A 19,042-nucleotide genomic window follows, 5' to 3' on the forward strand; every position below is an offset into this window, starting at 1 on the left:
ATTCAATAGAAATCAATTATTTTCGCAAAAAAAACAAACTCCTTCAATGAAATCATTTTCGCGACTCGCAATTTTATTTTCCCTTTTCATCTGTTTCAACACTACCGCCCAAGTTTTCAATCCCTATTACAATGGCCTGGTGGATAATGTTTCCGCTTCAAACATTCTTGCCGATCTAATAACGTTTGAAGATTTCGGAGTAAAAGAACCGGGGACTAGCGAAATCGACGACGCAAAAAACTGGATAATTGGCCGCTACCAAAGTTTGGGGTACACGACCATTGAAACCCAAGATTTTACTGTTTTTGGGCAAAATACTTCAAATATTATAGTCACCAAAACAGGCAGCCTGTATCCAAATACATTTTTGATAATCGACGGCCATTACGACACCGTGAACGGTCCCGGCGCCAACGACAACGGCAGCGGAACGGTTTTGATACTCGAACTCGCAAGACTATTGAAGGATATAGATACTGAATATTCCATCAAATTCATTCACTTTAGCGGGGAGGAAGAAGGTTTGATCGGCAGCGAATATTATGTGAATAATACCGTTATTCCTGAGAATTTAGATATCAAATTGGTTTTAAACATAGACGAAGTGGGCGGCGTTGCGGGCCAAAACAATAACACCATAATATGTGAGCGCGACGAATCCCCCCCAAACTACAATAATGCAGCATCAGCCTTGGCCACGCAGGAAATGGCTAACTGTTTTGGATTGTATTCTAATTTGCAGACCCAGATTTCGTACGCATATTCCTCAGATTATATGCCTTTTGAAAATAACGGCGAAGTAATTACGGGTCTCTATGAGGCCAACGAATCGCCATATACCCATGGTCCGAATGATATCATTGATAATATGGATCCCGATTATGTTTTTGAAGTAACCAAAGGCACATTGAGCTCGGCACTTCATTTTGCGGTGGGGCGCGAACCGTTGGGCATTTCGGAAAACCACCTTGACGTGAGTTTGGTACTTTACCCCAACCCTACACGTGGCACATTAAATGTACACTTGAACTCACCAATTGTGGCACCTTTAGAAATGACCATTTTTGATGTTTTGGGAAAAGCGGTTTACAAAACTACGCTACGCATTGAAAATAGCGCTACAGATGTTAGTTTCTTGGAGAATGGTGTTTATATAGCTGCGTTTCAGGATGGCAATCGCGCGATTAGAAAACAGTTTATCCTAAACCAATAAGCAATAAAAGTTCATTTCGACAACTACCTACTCTCTCCGAGCAACGAGGACTCAAAACAGGGTACCAACGAACAAATATTCCTGAAATTGATTTAGGGAATAAGAAAGCTATCATTCTGCTTCCTTTCAGTTTTGATACAAACAAAAAGAAGTAAACCGTTTAAGCTGTCTGAGATTTGATCGATGCCTAAAAGGAAGCGCTATAATTCTAATAGCTTATTTTAAAGGAAACGCCTTTTGGAAGAAACTTAGTCCTTTATTTTGTGATTTCGTATTGTTTGAGGCCGTTTCAATCCCCAAGCCAATTAATTTTCTTGCCAATTCAATTACTTTTCAATACTTTTAGGTTTATGACAGAAGCCGCTTTAGAAGAAGAGAAAAAGGAGCTCGCCAAGCAGTACAAACAGCTGCTCAAGATCAGTTACCGCACCCTTACCAAAGGTGATAAAAAACTGATCCGCAGCGCATTTGACCTTGCCGTTGATGCCCACAAGGAGCAGCGCCGCAAAAGTGGCGAGGCTTATATTTTTCACCCTATAGCGGTCGCAAAAATTGTTGCTTCGGAGATTGGGCTGGACGCTACCAGCATCGCTGCCGCCCTTTTGCACGACGTGGTTGAGGATACCGAATATTCCTTGGAGGATATCGAGCGTATGTTTGGCACTCCCGTGGCCCGCATTGTGGACGGGCTTACCAAGATTGCCCATATAAATATGTCTGAAGACGTTTCCATGCAGGCGGAAAATTTCAGAAAAATGCTGCTTACCCTCAATGAGGACATTCGCGTAATCATCATAAAAATTGCGGATCGGCTGCACAATATGCAGACTATGGACAGCATGCCGCCGGACAAACAGCGGAAAATCGCTTCGGAAACGCTTTACATTTACGCCCCGCTCGCCCACCGCATTGGGCTTTACAACATAAAAACCGAATTGGAGGACTTGGGGCTGAAGTTTACCGAGCCAGATGTGTACGCAGATATTTTAGGCCGCATAAAGGAAAGCAAGGAAGAACAGGACGCTTATATAGAGGCTTTCAACAAAGTGATTAAAGACTCGTTGGATGCCGAAAATTTAGAATACGAAATAAAGGGCCGACCCAAATCCATCTTTTCCATCAGAAGAAAAATGCTTGCGCAGAACGTCACCTTTGACGAGGTGTATGACAAATTCGCCGTGCGGATTATCTATAAAAGCAAGCCCGAAAACGAAAAATTCTTCGCGTGGAAGATTTATTCTATAGTTACCGACCATTTCCGCCCCAACCCAATACGGCTTCGCGACTGGATTTCTTCCCCCAAATCAACGGGTTACGAAGCACTGCACATAACCGTGATGGGCCCGAAAGGCCGCTGGGTAGAAGTGCAGATTCGCAGCGAGCGGATGAACGAGATTGCCGAGAAAGGTTTTGCTGCCCACTACAAATACAAAAACAAGGAAAAAGACGACGGCGGCCTCGAAAACTGGCTGAACAAACTACAAGACACGCTGGAGAATTCAGAAATAAGTGCCGTGGATTTTGTAGAGGAATTCAAACTGAATCTTTACGCCAAGGAAATTTTCGTCTTTACCCCGAAAGGAGACCTGTATTCACTTCCAAAAGGGGCCACGGCTCTGGATTTCGCCTTTCACATTCACACCGAAATTGGGATGCACACCCGCGGTACAAAGGTGAATGGAAAACTCGTCCCGCTGAGCCACGAGCTCAAAAGTGGTGACCAAGTAGAGGTTATTACTTCAGATAACGCAAAACCTACGGCCAACTGGCTCAATTATGCCACCACTGGCCGCGCGCGTTCAAAGATTAAATCGTCACTGAAGGACGAAAAGAAACAGCTCGCCGAGGAAGGAAAGGTAATCTTGGCCCGAAAATTAAAATCGCTGAAACTGAACCTCGATGAAAGCCTACTCAATCAATTGGTAGTTTTCTTTAAGGTGAAAACGAGTTTGGATTTGTACTATCGCGTTGGCGCAGGAATCATCGACAACCAAAAATTGAAGGATTTTGCCGCTTCGAGAAGCAATGCCTTTATCAGTTTCTTCAAAAATAGAATCCGAAAGCCCGACAAGCCCGAGGATGTTAACAAGGAAGAAATCACTGAAAAATTTGACCAGCTCGTTTTTGGAAAGAACGAAGACAAACTCGATTATAAAATGGCAAACTGCTGCAACCCCATTCCCGGTGATGATGTTTTCGGCTTCGTAACGGTGAATGAAGGTATAAAAGTACATAAGACCAACTGTCCGAATGCGCTGCAACTCCAGAGCAACTATAGCTACCGCATTATGCCCGCCAAGTGGATTGACAGCACGCAACGCGAGTTTAAAGCCGTCCTTAACATTTCGGGAATTGACACGATTGGTTTGGTAAATGAAGTAACGAAAGTAATCTCAAACAACCTTCATATAGATATGAAAAGCGTCCACTTCGACAGTAATGACGGGGTTTTCACTGGGAAAATAGTTGTAGTGGTGAAAAATAAATCGATTCTGAACAATCTTGTGGACAACATCAAAAAAATAAACGGAATTGATAAGGTTACCCGGGTTTAGGTTGTGGGATGATGAAAAAAAGGTTAGCGGTTTAACATTTTCGTAAAGAAGTCATTCGTCTTAAGTCCATTTCACGGATGATTTCATTTTCTACCATTTCGCCAATGCCACATCTAAAATTTGAGTAACTTTGCACACTTAATTATGAGTTCAAAAACAGACATAAATAATCAAGAAATTGTAAAGAACGTTTTTACGGGCTTCCTTGAGCAAAAGGGGCATCGCAAAACGCCGGAACGCTACGCAATTCTTCAGGAAATTTACGACCACGACGACCATTTTGATATTGAGTCGCTGTACATAAATATGAAGAATAAAAACTACCGCGTAAGCCGTGCCACGCTTTACAATACTATTGAATTGCTTTTGGAATGCGGCTTGGTGCGCAAACACCAGTTTGGCCAAAACCAGGCACACTATGAAAAATCGTATTTTGACCGCAACCACGACCACGTTATTCTCGCCGATGGCGAAGTGATTGAATTTTGCGACCCGCGGATTCACAACATAAAAAAAACCATAGAAGAGGTTTTTAACATTGAAATAACCAACCATTCACTTTATTTCTACGGAAATAGAAAAAATCCCGCCACTACCGATGACGGGAACAATCAATAAAAATTATGGCAGTAGACTTACTACTTGGATTGCAATGGGGCGACGAAGGCAAAGGAAAAATTGTCGATGTCCTAACAAAAAACTATGATATAATCGCGCGTTTTCAGGGCGGGCCGAATGCGGGCCACACTTTGGAATTTGACGGACACAAGCACGTTTTGCACACCATTCCCAGTGGAATATTTCACGAGGGAACTATCAATTTGGTGGGGAACGGCGTGGTGATTGACCCCGTGATTTTCAAAAGGGAGCTCGATAATCTTGCAAAATTCAATTTAGACCTTAAAAAGAGCCTGCTTATTTCGCGAAAGGCGCATCTTATTTTGCCTACCCACCGTTTATTGGATGCTGCTTCCGAAGCTTCAAAAGGAAAAGCGAAGATTGGCTCAACGCTTAAGGGCATTGGCCCAACTTATATGGACAAGACCGGTCGCAACGGCATGCGTGTCGGCGATTTGGAAATGGACAACTGGCAGGAGAAATACCGCGCTCTGGCAGATAAGCACGAAGCGATGATTGATTTTTACAATGTGGATGTGCAATACGATTTGGCAGACCTTGAAGCGGAATTCTTCAAAGCGGTTGAAGTATTGAAAAGCCTTACCTTTATTGATAGCGAGGAATATTTGCACCAAGCCCAAAAAGATGGCAAAACCATTCTTGCCGAAGGCGCTCAGGGGTCTTTGCTCGATATAGATTTTGGCACCTATCCCTTCGTAACCTCATCAAACACTACTGCCGCAGGAGCGTGTACCGGTTTGGGAATAGCTCCCGGAAAAATAAAGGAAGTATTCGGAATTTTTAAGGCTTACACCACTCGCGTGGGCAGTGGCCCCTTCCCTACCGAACTTTTTGACGAAGATGGCGAAACCATGGGCCGTGTGGGCAATGAATTTGGCGCAACCACAGGCCGTCCGCGTCGTTGCGGCTGGTTAGATTTGGTAGCGCTTCGATATGCAGTGCAAGTAAATGGCGTTACCCAATTAATTATGATGAAAGGCGACGTGTTGAGTGGTTTCGACACACTTAAAGTATGTACTGCTTATAACTATAAAGGTGAAACAATCCATCATTTTCCATATAATATTGAGGCCGAAAACGTAACGCCGGTATATACTGAAATGAAGGGCTGGCAGGCAGATTTAACCAAAATGACCGAAGCTTCTCAAATGCCACAGGCCTTGAACGATTATATCGATTTCTTGGAAAAAGAACTGGAAGTGCCAATCAAAATTGTTTCCGTAGGGCCGGACAGAAAACAAACCATTCATCGGGGTTAGGGATTAAGGTCCCGATAGTTAGCGAGATGGGATTTGGGATTTTAAAAATATCATTTGAAAATAAATTCGATATATAGTTTTTTTCTTCTTTTTTTCCTCTTCTTCGGAGTAAATGGTTCCGCACAGGAAAAACAAAAGGTGGATATACAGTCCGGTTACCTTGAAATAAGGCCCGAATTTCCCGATGCCGCCATTTACACCAAAGACGAAACCGGGCAGGTGTATATCGTACACGAAGGTGTGGAAATGTGGTGCGACCAAGCCTTTGTTTACCTAAAAAACAATTTTGTAAAGGCCTATGGCGATGTGCGGATTACGCAAGGCGACACCGTCTCGATGAACAGCAAATACGCTGAATACAACGGAAACACGCAATTTGCTTTTGCAAGCGGTGATGTAGTTTTAACAGAACCGAAAACCACCCTTAAAACAGATACGCTTTATTTCGACAGGATAAAACAACAGGCCTATTACAGGACTGGCGGCACGGTGCAGGATACTTCCAGCGTTTTGACCAGCCGTTCGGGGAGGTATTTTGCCGAAAGTAAAAAGTACCAATTTCTTCAAAATGTAAAAATCGTAAACCCGAAGTATACCGTTAATAGCAACCAACTCGATTTTTATTCAGAAACGGGAGATGCGTACCTATACGGCCCTTCGACTATTGTGAGCGAAACCAGCACTGTTTATTGCGAACGCGGTTATTACGATACGCGTGGCGATACGGGCTATTTCGTAAAAAATTCAAAAGTAGATTACGAAAACCGAACGCTCTACGGAGACAGCATCTACTTTGACCGAAACAAGAGTTTTGCCTCTGCCACCAATAATATTCGGGTTTTGGACACCATCAATAAAAGTGTAATCCGCGGCCATTACGCCGAAGTTTACCGCGAAAAGGATTCGGTTTTTATTACGAAAAGAGCCGTGGCAATCACGGTTCGCGACGGCGATTCCATTTATGTGCACGCAGACACACTGCGCGTTACGGGCAAACCTGAGAATAGAATTGTAAAAGGATTTTATCGCGCCCGGCTTTTCAAACCCGGAAAAGTTGGCGACGATCCTACCAGCGGAAAATGTGACAGTATTTACGTCAACGAAAAAAGGGGAATTACAAAACTATTGCGAAACCCAGTTTTGTGGAGCGGCGAAAACCAAATGATTGGCGATACCATCCACATTCTTTCAGATACGATAACGGATAAACTGGATACGCTCAAAGTTTTCAACAATGCTTTTTTGGTGCAAAAAGATAGCCTGGGCTTCAATCAGGTAAAGGGCGAACGGCTTATCGGACTTTTTACAAATAATGAGCTGGACACGGTAAATATCAATAAAAACGCACAAGTAATCTATTATTCCCGAGATGATAACGAGAAATTGGTCGGTATAAACAATACGGTTTCCAGTTCCATTCAAATGTATTTGGAAGAGCAGCAGATTACCGGAATTAGGTTTATAAAAAAGGCAGATGGCAAAGTGTATCCGCCCTCAATGTTGCCTGAGAATGCGAGGATTCTCCCCGGGTTTCAATGGCGGGGCGATGAACGGCTGTATTCCGTGGAAGATTTATTTAAGGGAAAACCCGCGCCCGTGCTTCCAAAAATTACGGGAATCCCACTGCCGAAGGACGAGGGCGAATTTTTTGAGGATATTCCCGAAGACGAAATTGAACTTCCCGAAGAGTCCAAACTTTCCCCAAAAGATTTACAAAACCGACCGGACGACCCCAAACCCGAAACTTTGGAAAGCGAGGCGGAACGGGATTCCATTCAACAGAAAGTAAATGATTCCATTCAAACCGGGAACTAATGACTGAGGATTTCTACAAATACCAAGCGCAAACAACACCACATCCGTTGGCGTTGGAAATTTCACACGCCGAAGGAAGTTACATTTACGATACTTCCGGCAAAAAGCATTTGGATTTTGTAGCGGGAGTTTCTGCCTGCACACTGGGGCATTGCCATCCGCGCGTTGTTTCTGCAATAAAAACGCAAGCTGAAAAATATCTGCACGTCATGGTTTATGGCGAATATATTCAAGAACCCGCCGTGGAACTTGCAAAACTGCTGGCCAAAAATCTTCCGAAGAATTTAAACACAACCTATTTGGTAAACAGCGGCACAGAAGCCATTGAAGGTGCATTAAAACTCGCCCGCCGCGCAACGGGAAGAACGCAAATTCTTTACGCAAATAATGCCTACCACGGCAACACCATGGGCTCGATGAGCGTGATGGGCTACGAGGAGCGCAAAAACGCTTTCAAACCTTTGGTTCCGGATTGCTTCCCTGTAAATTTCAATAGTGAAGCAGATCTTCAAAAAATAAACACGGAAACGGCTGCTATTATTTTGGAAACCATCCAAGGCGGCGCTGGTTTTATCCAGCCGGAAAATGATTATCTGAAAAAAGTGCGAAAGCGTTGTGATGAAACCAGAACGCTTTTGATTTTGGATGAAATTCAGCCCGGATTTGGAAGAACCGGCAAACTTTTCGCTTTTGAACATTTCGGCATCGTGCCGGATATTTTAGTGATGGGAAAAGGCATGGGCGGCGGCTTGCCCATTGGCGCGTTTACCGCTTCACACGAAGTGATGGCACTGCTCCAGGAGAACCCAAAGCTGGGGCATATTACCACTTTTGGCGGAAATCCCGTGATAGCGGCTGCCGCTTTGGCAACGCTTCAGGAATTGACGGAAACTGATATTGTTCAGCAAACACTTCAAAAAGAAAAACTTTTTAGAAAATTGCTGAAACATCCACTAATAAAGGAAGTACGCGGCAGAGGCCTGATGCTTGCCGCAATGGTGGAAAGTCCCGAAATCGCTTCCGAAGTAATCCTGGCTTGCAAAGAAAGAGGATTGGTGCTTTTTTGGCTACTTTTTGAAGGTCGGGCCATCCGTATTACGCCACCACTGACAATCAGCAATGACGAAATTGAGGAGGGCTGTAAAATACTGACAGGCGTTCTAAACTCGCTTCAAAAGAGATAGATGTTGCGCAAAGCCTTTGTTTACAGGTATTTATAAACAAACCTACTGTTGATAAGTCCGTTAACAATAAACACGGCATAACAATTGAACTTATTTATACATTATTATCTTTAAAATAGAAGAAACCGTTAAACCGTGCGTATGCAATTAAGTTCAAACGAGCATAACAACTTCTCGCTGGAAAGATTCGAATCTATGCTGAAAACCAACAGCGTTCTGTTTTTCGACTCAGAGGAATTTGAGGAAATAGTGCATCACTACCTTGAAAATGGAAAAATTGCACTTGCCAAAAAAGCGACCAAATTAGGGCTGGAACAACACCCATCCTCCACAAACCTTAAGCTTTTCCAAATAGAAATGTACATTTTTGAAAACAAACTGGACATTGCTGATGAGCTTTTGGATGAGTTGCACCAATTGGAACAAAGCAACGAGGAAATCTACATCCAAAAGGCGAATATTTTCTCGCGTCGCGACATGCACAAAGAGGCTATCACCCTACTGGAACAGGCTTTGGAGATTACTGCCGACGAAGCCGATGTATTGTCGTTATTGGGAATGGAATATTTATTCCTCGAAGATTACGAAAATGCCAAACTCTATTTTATGAGATGTTTGGAGGAAGACGAGGAAGATTATTCCGCACTCTACAATATTATTTACTGTTTTGAATTCTTGGATGAATACGAAGCGGCCATTGATTATTTGAATGATTTTCTCAACAAAAACCCGTATTGTGAGGTAGCTTGGCACCAAATAGGCAAGCAGTATTATGAACTGAAGGACTATAAAAAAGCCCTTGCCGCCTTTGATTTTGCCATAATCAGTGACGACCGTTTTATAGGAGCCTACCTTGAAAAAGGAAGAGTGCTCGAAAAACTGAAACGATATGAAGAAGCCATTGAAAGCTACTCCATTACCTTAGGACTCGATGACCCAACTTCTTACGCATTATTGCGAATAGGGAAATGCTACGAAAAATTGGGCAATGCCGAAATGGCCATCCAGTTTTATACAAAATGTGTGGAGGAAGACTCCTTGCTTGACAAAGGTTGGATCGCCATCACCGATTTTTACATAAAAAACAAACAATTTCAAAAAGCGCTTTATTATATAGAAAAAGCTATTAATATTGATAGTGAAAATGTGCTTTACTGGAAGCGTTATGCCAAAATAAACAATAAACTCAACCTATTTGAGGAAGCGGAAGTCGGTTTCAGAAAGGCGTTGGAATTGGGCAATTATGAACTAGAATCTTGGTTAACCCGCGGCGATATTTTGACCAATCTCGGTGAATTTGAGGCCGCAGTGAACAATTTCAATCAATCTTTGGAATTTTATCCGGAACACGCCGAGATAGAATACCGTCTTTCAGGGCTTTATTTCACATTGAACGAAAATGACAAAGGCGCGTTTCACTTAAAAAATGCCCTAAAATCTGAGCCCGAATTCTTGATGATTATTGAGGAACTTTTTCCGCAGGTTTACCAAATGCCAGCGGTAGTGGAAATAATCAAACAACACAAAAATCCTTCGCTTTAATTTCTGTATTTTTGGGGTTTTAGCAAAATAGACCTATGCCTCAACGGAATTTTCTTCAGTATTTAGTTATCACCGCAAAAGGCCTCGCCATGGGCGCTGCCGATGTTGTGCCAGGCGTTTCGGGCGGTACCATCGCCTTCATTTCCGGAATTTATGAAGAATTGATAGAAACCATCCATAAATTGGATCTCGGGTTCTTCAAAATCTGGAAAGCGGACGGTTTTTTAAAAGCGTGGAAACATTATAACCTCGGGTTTCTTTTGGCGCTGTTTTCAGGTGTTTTTATCAGCATCATTTCCTTGGCAAAATTGATTACTTGGCTTTTGGAGATTTACCCAATTATGGTCTGGTCGTTCTTTTTCGGGTTGGTAATTGCCAGTATTGTTTACGTGGGCAAACAAATTACCAACTGGCGATTGGCGGTGATTACGATGATGATTGTTGCTGCCATAGCATCCTATCTAATAACAATCGCAGACCCCGTGGGCTCTCCGGACAGCACGTGGTTTCTTTTTTTCGCAGGTTTTATAGCAATTATAGCAATGATACTTCCGGGTATTTCGGGGGCCTTTATCCTGTTGCTTTTGGGCGCATACACCACCGTTATCGGCATTGTGACCCAATTGGGCGAAGGCATTACAACTTTGGACAGTTCACTTTTTGTGGGTGCCTTGGGCAAGCTTCTAATATTTGCAGTAGGTGCCGTTATTGGTCTAAAAGTTTTTTCCAGAGCTCTCAACTGGATGTTTAAGCACCATAAAAATCTGATACTTGCGGTACTTACCGGTTTTATGATTGGCGCGCTGAACAAGATTTGGCCGTGGAAGGAAGTTTTGCAATACAGATTAAGCCACTCCGGAGAACAAATACCTTTTATTGAAAGAAGCATATTTCCGCAAAATTATGAGGGCAATCCACAAATTTTGTACGCTATAATATTTGCCGTAATAGGTTTTCTGACCATCTTTTTATTGGAAAGAATCGCCGTAAATAAAGTCGCAGTTTCAAGCACCAATGAACAATCCAATTAACTCCTAACCCATAACATTTAACTCCTAACCCTTAACTTTTAACTTACCCGTGTACGAAAATCGTTCCTTCTCCGATAAAGTTTGGCTGGTCCTTAAAGGGCTGGGAATGGGCGCGGCCAATAAGGTGCCCGGTGTATCGGGTGGCGTTGTGGCCTTCGTGGCAGGTTTTTATGAGGAATTTATTTATTCGCTTCAAAAAGTAAATAAAAAAGCGTTCAAACTATTTATTGACGGGCGTTTCAAGAGTTTTTACAGATATACCAACGGCCAGTTTTTAAGCCTTTTGATTTTGGGAATGGTGATAAGCTATTTCAGCGTTTCCAAACTTTTGGACTACCTGATTGTGTATTATGAACTCTTCGTTTGGAGCGCATTTTTCGGAATGATTATCGGCTCCATATATTTTATCGCGAAAGATTTTGGCGACTGGAACCGAAAATATGTAGGCTATCTACTCTGTGGTGTCGCTGCGGGCGTTGCCATCAGTTTTTTGGAGCCCGCCAAAGAAAACAGCAATCTACTCTTTGTCTTTTTCTGTGGAATTATCAGCGTTTCGGGGATGACCCTGCCCGGCCTCTCGGGTTCTTTCATCCTAATTCTTTTGGGAAATTACGTGCTGCTTTTGGTAGATTCGGTAAATTCACTTTTTGATACGTTTGCAGATGTTTTTCAGGGCGATTTCAATTGGATTTATAACGCGGAGCGCATTGAACTTTTAAAGGTATTGGCCGTTTTTTCGTTGGGCTCGTTGGTAGGGTTAGTCTCGCTATCCCATCTTTTGGCTTACGTTTTAAAAAGGTTCAAAAAAGCTACCTACGCCGTTATCATTGGGTTTATCGCAGGTTCGCTTGGCGTGGTTTGGCCGTGGAAAGAAAAAAAATACGAGCTAGATGCTTTCGGCCAAATTCAATTTGATGCCAATGGCAGGGAAATTATACGGGGCTACAACCGCTTTTTTCCTTCGGAATTTAATTCGGAGACCATTCTCGCTATCGTGTTTATCATAGTCGGAGTTGCGATTGTCCTTAGTTTGGATTGGTACGACAACCATAGAAAGAGACATCATGGCTAAGTTTGGATTAATCGGAAGAAATATAGACTATTCCTTTTCAAAAAAATTCTTTTCTGAAAAATTTGAACGGGAAAATTTGGCGCATACCTATGAAAATTTTGACATTTCTTCAATCCAAAAATTTCAAAAGATACCTCAGGAAACACCCCATTTAAAAGGGCTGAACGTTACCATTCCTTATAAAGAGGAAATAATTCCCTTCCTTGATAGCTTGGACGCTGATGCCGAAAAAATTGGCGCCGTAAACACCATTAAAATTTCTGAAGAAGGAAAACTCACAGGCTACAATACGGACCATTTCGGTTTTCAGAAATCGTTGGAAGCCTTTTTACCTCTTCAGCAGAAAACCGCGTTAATACTGGGCACGGGCGGCGCTTCAAAAGCTGTCGCTTATGCTTTGCACAAGTTGGGTTTCGAATTCAAATTTGTAAGCAGGAAAAAAACAACTGCCGGTTTGCTATATTCGGAAATGGATAAATCCACGATTGAAAACCATCCTCTAATAATAAACTGTACCCCGCTTGGCACCTTTCCGAACATCGCTGATTGTCCGCCACTTCCCTATCAATTTCTCACAAAAAACCATCTGCTTTTCGATTTAATCTACAATCCCGCCGAGACCGAATTTTTAAAACGCGGAAAAATACAAGGAGCCCAAACCACCAATGGCTTGAAAACGTTGGAGCTACAGGCCGAGAAAGCGTGGGAAATCTGGAATTCATAAAATTCAAATAAAAAACTTCAAAAAAACGCTGTGTGCTTTGCCAATTGCGCAGTTGTTAGTATCTTGACCCTCCAAGAAAAACGAACCTAAACATTGAAACAAATGTCTGACGAGAAATTGCCTCAGGAAGAAAACGAAAAGGAAATTCCAACAACTGAATCTGCGGAAGAAACAAATGCTGCATCTGTAAACCCCGAAGATTCGGCCAAGGAAGAAACTGCCGCAACGGAAGCTGAAGAAGTAAAAGCAGAAGAAGAACATTCTGAAGAAAATGGGGAAAGCAAACCTGTTGCTGCCGAAGAAGCTGAGGAAGAAGACATTGTGGAAGATGCGATGGTTGCGGAAAAGGATGCCGTAGAGGAAAAGGAAACCAACGAGGCAACGGCCAATGAAAAGATTGTGACTACTCAGAAAGAAGAGGATGAAGTGGATGAAGAGGACGAAGAAGAAGTAGCATCATCAGAAGAGGCTGAGGACGAGGAAGAAGACCAGGAGGAAAAGGCGCAAAAAGATTACAGCACACTTTCTGAAAAAGAATTAGTGGCGGAACTGGAGAGGCTCTTAAAAACAAAAAAAATTCAGGAATTAAAGCACGATGTTGAAGAAATACGCTCGGAATTCAATAGTAAATTCAACGAGGAATTGGAGCAGAAAAAAGAGGAATTTCTTGCTGAAGGCGGGAATATCATCGACTTCCACTACACTACTCCGCTAAAAAAAGAATTCAATTCGCTTTATTTTGACTACAAAGAAAGACGCAACAATCATTATAAAAACCTTAAAAAAGACCTGCAATCAAACCTGGACAAGCGCTGGGAATTGATAGAGGAACTAAAGGGACTTTTGGGCGCAGAGGAAAACATAAACACTACTTACAAACATTTCAAGGAAATTCAGGAAAAATGGCATGTTGCTGGCGCTATACCGCGCGATAAGTACAATACCGTTTGGAATACCTATCACCACCACGTCGAGAATTTTTACGATTTTCTGCATCTGAACCGCGAGTTTCGCGATTTGGACTTTAAACACAATCTCGACGCCAAACTCAAATTAATTACGCGCGCCGAAGAGCTTGCACAGGAAGAGGACATCAATAAGGCGTTCCGCGAATTGCAGATGCTCCATAAAATGTGGAAGGAAGATATAGGTCCCGTTGCTAAGGAATATCGCGATGAAGTTTGGGACAAGTTCAGTGAGGCCACAAAGGTAATCCACGACAAGCGCCAAGCCCAATTGGCCGAAATGGAAAAAGATTTTGAAGCCAATCTTGAAAAGAAAAAAGAAATAATAGAAGAAATTAAAAAAGCCACCGAAGAGGCCAAACCAAGCCACCAAGGTTGGCAGAATGCAATTAAAAAAGTGCAGGAACTTCGGGATGCTTTTTTCAATACGGGTAGGGTTCCACGCGCCAACAATAAGGAAATTTGGAAAGCTTTTAAAGATGCCACAGGTAACTTTAACCATCAGAAAAACAGTTTCTACAAAAACCAGAAAAAGGAGCAATACACCAACCTGGAGAAAAAACGCGAGCTCATTAATATTGCTGAGGAAAATAAGGACAGCGACGATTTTGAAGCTACAACACCGCTGATGAAAAAAATCCAAAACGATTGGAAAAATATCGGCCACGTACCAAGAAAGGACAGCGACAAAATCTGGAAACAATTCAAAAAAGCCTGTAACCACTACTTTGACAGGCTCCACGCACAGAAAAATGAAGCCAATAAAGAGGAAGTGGAGCATTTTGAAGCGAAGCAAAAAATGCTGGAAAAACTATCCTCGTTTGAACTGAGCGGCGATCACAAAGCAGATGTTAAAGCTATAAAGGAGCACATTACCGCTTGGAAGGAAATCGGTCGCGTACCGTATAACAAACGCAACATAGAGCAGAAATTCAATAAGATGCTGGACAGCCTTTTCGGAAAGTTGGATTTAGGCAAGAAAGAAACCGAGCTTATTAAATTTGACAATAAACTGAACACGCTGGTAAACCGCGAGGACGAGCGAAAATTGCAGAATGAGCATTTCTTTATCTCTAAAAAGATTGATGAGACAAAGGATGAAATACGCCAATTGGAGAACAATCTTGGCTTTTTCCACCACGTTGATGAAAACAATCCATTGGTAAAGGAGGTACACAAAAACATAGCCCGCCACAAAGAACAACTTGAAGTTTGGAAGGCGAAGCTTTCAAAAATTAAAGAGGTTCGAGAATAATTTTCGGATTGTAGAGACGCACTGCGTTACGTCTCTACCGACCGTCTGATTCTTTTGCTTGGTTCCAAAAAACGTCCATCTCGGCCAGGGTCATATCTTTTAACGATTTGTTCATTTCCTTTGCCTTGCTTTCCAAATACTGAAAGCGTTTTATGAATTTTTTATTGGTACGTTCCAGTGCGTTTTCGGGATTTACCTTTAGGAATCTTGCGTAATTTATCATAGAGAACAACACATCGCCGAATTCTTCCTCTATTTTTTCGGTGTTGTTCTGATTTACTTCGTGTTGCAGTTCGCCCAACTCTTCCTGTAACTTTTCAAAAACCTGTTGCGGTTCTTCCCAGTCAAAACCTACGCCCGCCACTTTATCCTGTATTCTGCTCGCCTTTACCAATGCTGGCAATGATTTTGGAACGCCTTCCAAAACGCTTTTTTTGCCTTCCTTCAGTTTTAGGTTTTCCCAGTTTCGCTTTACTTCCTCTTCATCTGCCACATTTACATCGCCGTAGATATGGGGGTGTCGGGAAATGAGTTTTTCACATATATCATTGCAAACATCGGCAATGTCAAAATCATTGGTCTCGCTACCTATTTTGGCATAAAACACAATATGCAACAGCACATCGCCCAACTCCTTCTTCACTTCCTGCAGGTCGTTGTCCAAAATGGCATCGCCCAATTCATAAGTTTCCTCAATGGTGAGGTGACGGAGCGTTTCCATGGTTTGTTTCTTGTCCCACGGGCACTGCTCGCGCAGCTCGTCCATAATGGTCAATAGTCTGTCGAAAGCTTTAAGTTGGTCTTTTCGGGAATTCATTTGTTTCAGGTTTCAGGTTTCAGCCCTTGCACTGCCCTTCGACATTGCTTGGGACAGGCTGCTTAGGGTGACAAATCAGTTTCGGGTTAAAAGTAGAAAAATTAATTGCGAGTTCACGATTCTACGCCTTTGGAATATTTCACAAAAAACAAAAAAACCCCAAAACCCGAAACGGATTGAGGGATTTTTCACTAATATATAACTGGACAACTTAAAATTCCTCGCTATGTTTTGCGCGATGCCGCACTTTTAGTAGCACCGCCTTTTTTGGCCGAAGAAGCTTTTGGCGCAGTCGATTTTGGCGCAGCAGCTTTCTTCGCGGCTGGTTTCTTGGGCTCCTTGGGTTTTTCACTTGTACCCTCTTCAGATTTTTTGGTCTCTTCTTTGGCTTCGGAAAAATCGTTTAAACCATTTTTTACAAGCATATTGTACCATTGCACAATTTTTTTGATATCGCTTGCATAAACGCGGTCCTCATCATAATCGGGCATTACGCCGAAGAAAAACTCTTCCAGCTCTTCCTTTGATGCTTTATGGCTTATGGTTTCCTTTCCGTCTTCCTTTTCAGAAATCTTCTTAAAAACTTCGCGAAGTGGAACTTCCTCGGTTAAGGTATAAACGGCAATTTCAGAAAGCAGGCTCACATTGTGGCGGCCGCTCACGTTTATGGTTTTTCCGTCCAGAAGCGACTCTGCAAGAAAGCCGGTACGGGTTTGGGTTTTTAGTTTATAAAGTCCAGGTTTACCGGAAATGGAAAGCACTTTTTCTAAGCTCATAAAATACTTTTAATTTGTTTAAAGGGTTACAAATATCTTTGGTTTGATTAATATACGCAAGTGTGTTAACGTTTCTTTTTTGCATTGGGGAATTTCATTTTATAGTCAATGCCCACTTTGCCTTTTGAAATGTTTGCCAATTTGCTTTTTATCAATCGTTTTTTTAAGGGTGAAAGCTTGTCGGTAAAGAGAATACCCTCAATATGGTCGTATTCATGCTGGATGATTCGCGCTACGATTCCGCTAAAGGATTCTTTGTGTTTATTGAAATTCTCATCTTCGTACTCCATCACGATGTTAGGCTTTCGGAACACATCCTCGCGCACATCGGGGATACTCAGGCACCCCTCGTTAAAGGCCCATTCATCGCCAGTTTCCTCAATTATCCGGGCGTTGATGAATACTTTTTTAAAGGTAGATACAAATTGCTGTTCCTCCTCGCTCAGGTCTTCATCGTCCTCAAACGGAGTAGCATCCACAATAAAAAGGCGGATAGGCAGATTTACCTGTGGGGCGGCCAGGCCGATGCCCCGGGCTTCATACATGGTCTCAAACATATTTTCGATAACGGTATCCAGGTTCGGATAATCCTTGGTTATTGCTTCTGTTTCCTTTCTTAATACAGGGTCGCCGTAGGCTACTATTGGAAGAATCATTGTTTATTTTCTATTTTTATTTTTTATTGTTACTTGAGATTTTATGGACACTTAGGAATCTATTGTTTCTATGGTTCCGGGATAAATCGCGGGACTACCTCTTTCCTCTATTTATTATAAAGATATTCCTGAAGAATTATCGTCGCGCTAATTTCATCCACCAGGGCCTTGTTTTGACGCTGTTTCTTTTTCAGGCCGCTATCAATCATGGTCTGAAAAGCCATTTTGCTGGTGTATCGCTCGTCAACCCGCTTCACATCTAAGTCGGGAAAGGTTTCAGAAAATTTCTTCAGAAACTTTTGAATTTCCACCTCAATATTGGAATGAGTTCCATCTTTCTGTTTAGGTTCGCCTACCAAAACCAGGTCCACCTTTTCTGAAGCAATGTACTTTTTCAAAAAATCCATCAGCGTTGAAGTAGCCACGGTCGTAAGACCCGAGGCAATAAGCTGCAGCTCATCCGTAATGGCGATACCCGTTCGCTTGCTGCCGTAATCCAATGCTAAAACTCTTCCCATAACGACTGCAAAAATAAGGGTTTCGGAAATAGTATGCTACAATTGGACAGTTATTTGGATTGGAGGTTTTATATTTGTGGAAGGGATGCTGGGTGACGGATGACGGATGAAAAAAACAAAAGTAACCACAGTATCCATAGTATCAACAGAATCCATAGCATCAATAAAATATGACCGAACTCCAACAAACCATAGAAAAAGCCTGGGAAGACCGCTCCCTACTTACCGAAACCGAAACCATTGTCGCCATTCGTGAAGTTGTAAACCTTTGTGATGAAGGCAAACTGCGATGCGCCGAACCAACTGCCAACGGCTGGCAGGTAAACGAATGGGTAAAAAAAGCCATCGTACTTTATTTTCCAATCCAGAAAATGAAAACGTTGGAAGTGGGTATTTTTGAATATCACGATAAAATTCCACTAAAATCAGGGTACGAAGCAAAAGGAGTGCGTGTGGTGCCCCATGCCGTGGCACGTCACGGGGCATATATTTCAAAAGGCGTAATCCTTATGCCGAGCTACGTAAACATTGGCGCCTATGTTGACGAAGGCACTATGGTAGATACCTGGGCCACGGTGGGCAGTTGCGCGCAGATTGGCAAAAACGTTCACCTTAGTGGCGGGGTAGGCATTGGTGGTGTGCTGGAACCATTGCAGGCCGCTCCAGTAATTATTGAGGACGGCGCCTTTATTGGCTCGCGTTGTATTGTGGTAGAAGGGGTTCGCGTAGGAAAGGAAGCCGTTCTGGGCGCCAACGTAGTGCTTACAGCTTCCACCAAAATTATAGACGTTACCGGCGATGCGCCCGTGGAAACCAAAGGTTCGGTTCCCGCTCGTTCGGTGGTCATTCCAGGTAGCTATACCAAAAAGTTTCCTGCGGGAGAATACCAAGTGCCCTGTGCCTTGATTATCGGACAGCGCAAGGAAAGCACCAATCTAAAAACTTCATTGAATGATGCCCTTCGGGAGTACGACGTAGCTGTATAAAATAGGCACGGAAACATTACCAGCTTCCCCCGCCC

Annotated in this window: 16 protein-coding genes; 12 read left to right on the forward strand and 4 right to left on the reverse strand. The window is 42.7% G+C overall.

Annotation, left to right across the window (positions count from 1 at the left end):
- Positions 1-46 precede the first annotated feature (46 nt).
- The 11 genes from MB09_RS06905 to MB09_RS06955 all read left to right on the forward strand — a co-directional run bounded on the left by MB09_RS06905 (position 47) and on the right by MB09_RS06955 (position 15,254).
- Positions 47-1,213, forward strand: coding sequence for a M20/M25/M40 family metallo-hydrolase (locus tag MB09_RS06905; protein ID WP_045080143.1), 1,167 nt, complete (start codon positions 47-49; stop codon positions 1,211-1,213).
- A gap of 350 nt (positions 1,214-1,563) precedes the next feature.
- Positions 1,564-3,768 (forward strand): RelA/SpoT family protein, encoded by a 2,205-nt coding sequence (locus MB09_RS06910; protein ID WP_045080144.1) that lies wholly within the window; start codon positions 1,564-1,566, stop codon positions 3,766-3,768.
- Positions 3,769-3,912: 144 nt separating this feature from the next.
- Positions 3,913-4,386 (forward strand): Fur family transcriptional regulator, encoded by a 474-nt coding sequence (locus MB09_RS06915; RefSeq protein ID WP_045080145.1) that lies wholly within the window; start codon positions 3,913-3,915, stop codon positions 4,384-4,386.
- A 5-nt stretch (positions 4,387-4,391) separates the two neighbouring features.
- Positions 4,392-5,666, forward strand: coding sequence for an adenylosuccinate synthase (locus tag MB09_RS06920; protein ID WP_045080146.1), 1,275 nt, complete (start codon positions 4,392-4,394; stop codon positions 5,664-5,666).
- A gap of 54 nt (positions 5,667-5,720) precedes the next feature.
- Entirely contained in the window at positions 5,721-7,481 is a 1,761-nt protein-coding gene (locus MB09_RS06925; RefSeq protein ID WP_240484814.1) for an OstA-like protein, read from the forward strand.
- Entirely contained in the window at positions 7,481-8,665 is a 1,185-nt protein-coding gene (locus MB09_RS06930; protein ID WP_045080147.1) for an aspartate aminotransferase family protein, read from the forward strand. The genes MB09_RS06925 and MB09_RS06930 overlap by 1 nt, the downstream gene beginning before the upstream one ends.
- A 141-nt stretch (positions 8,666-8,806) precedes the next feature.
- Positions 8,807-10,207: a tetratricopeptide repeat protein gene (locus MB09_RS06935; protein WP_045080148.1), complete on the forward strand. Its 1,401-nt coding sequence runs from the start codon at positions 8,807-8,809 to the stop codon at positions 10,205-10,207.
- 35 nt (positions 10,208-10,242) lie between these two features.
- Positions 10,243-11,238, forward strand: a complete 996-nt coding sequence (locus MB09_RS06940; RefSeq protein WP_045080149.1) for a DUF368 domain-containing protein — start codon at positions 10,243-10,245, stop codon at positions 11,236-11,238.
- 49 nt (positions 11,239-11,287) lie between these two features.
- Positions 11,288-12,310, forward strand: a complete 1,023-nt coding sequence (locus tag MB09_RS06945) for a DUF368 domain-containing protein (RefSeq protein WP_045080150.1) — start codon at positions 11,288-11,290, stop codon at positions 12,308-12,310.
- Entirely contained in the window at positions 12,303-13,034 is a 732-nt protein-coding gene (locus MB09_RS06950; RefSeq protein ID WP_045080151.1) for a shikimate dehydrogenase family protein, read from the forward strand. The genes MB09_RS06945 and MB09_RS06950 overlap by 8 nt, the downstream gene beginning before the upstream one ends.
- 102 nt (positions 13,035-13,136) lie before the next feature.
- The gene (locus MB09_RS06955) at positions 13,137-15,254 is read left to right on the forward strand and encodes a DUF349 domain-containing protein (protein ID WP_045080152.1); all 2,118 of its coding nucleotides are present in this window, start codon (positions 13,137-13,139) and stop codon (positions 15,252-15,254) included.
- A 34-nt stretch (positions 15,255-15,288) separates the two neighbouring features.
- Here the strand turns inward: MB09_RS06955 and mazG are convergent, their stop codons facing one another.
- The 4 genes from mazG to ruvX form a co-directional block, all read right to left on the reverse strand.
- A complete protein-coding gene (mazG, locus tag MB09_RS06960) occupies positions 15,289-16,071 on the reverse strand; it encodes a nucleoside triphosphate pyrophosphohydrolase (RefSeq protein WP_045080153.1) in 783 nt (260 codons plus the stop codon).
- A gap of 224 nt (positions 16,072-16,295) precedes the next feature.
- A complete protein-coding gene (locus MB09_RS06965; protein ID WP_045080154.1) occupies positions 16,296-16,847 on the reverse strand; it encodes a DUF5606 family protein in 552 nt (183 codons plus the stop codon).
- A 65-nt stretch (positions 16,848-16,912) separates the two neighbouring features.
- Positions 16,913-17,503: a peptide deformylase gene (gene def, locus MB09_RS06970; protein WP_045080155.1), complete on the reverse strand. Its 591-nt coding sequence runs from the start codon at positions 17,501-17,503 to the stop codon at positions 16,913-16,915.
- 107 nt (positions 17,504-17,610) lie between these two features.
- Positions 17,611-18,021, reverse strand: a complete 411-nt coding sequence (gene ruvX, locus MB09_RS06975; protein ID WP_045080156.1) for a Holliday junction resolvase RuvX — start codon at positions 18,019-18,021, stop codon at positions 17,611-17,613.
- 170 nt (positions 18,022-18,191) lie between these two features.
- On the opposite strand from ruvX, the gene MB09_RS06980 reads away from it, so the two are divergent.
- Positions 18,192-19,007, forward strand: a complete 816-nt coding sequence (locus tag MB09_RS06980) for a 2,3,4,5-tetrahydropyridine-2,6-dicarboxylate N-succinyltransferase (protein ID WP_045080157.1) — start codon at positions 18,192-18,194, stop codon at positions 19,005-19,007.
- The last annotated feature ends 35 nt before the right edge of the window (positions 19,008-19,042 follow it).

The sequence above is a fragment of the Aequorivita vladivostokensis genome (assembly GCF_000952855.1).
Lineage (GTDB): Bacteria > Bacteroidota > Bacteroidia > Flavobacteriales > Flavobacteriaceae > Aequorivita > Aequorivita vladivostokensis.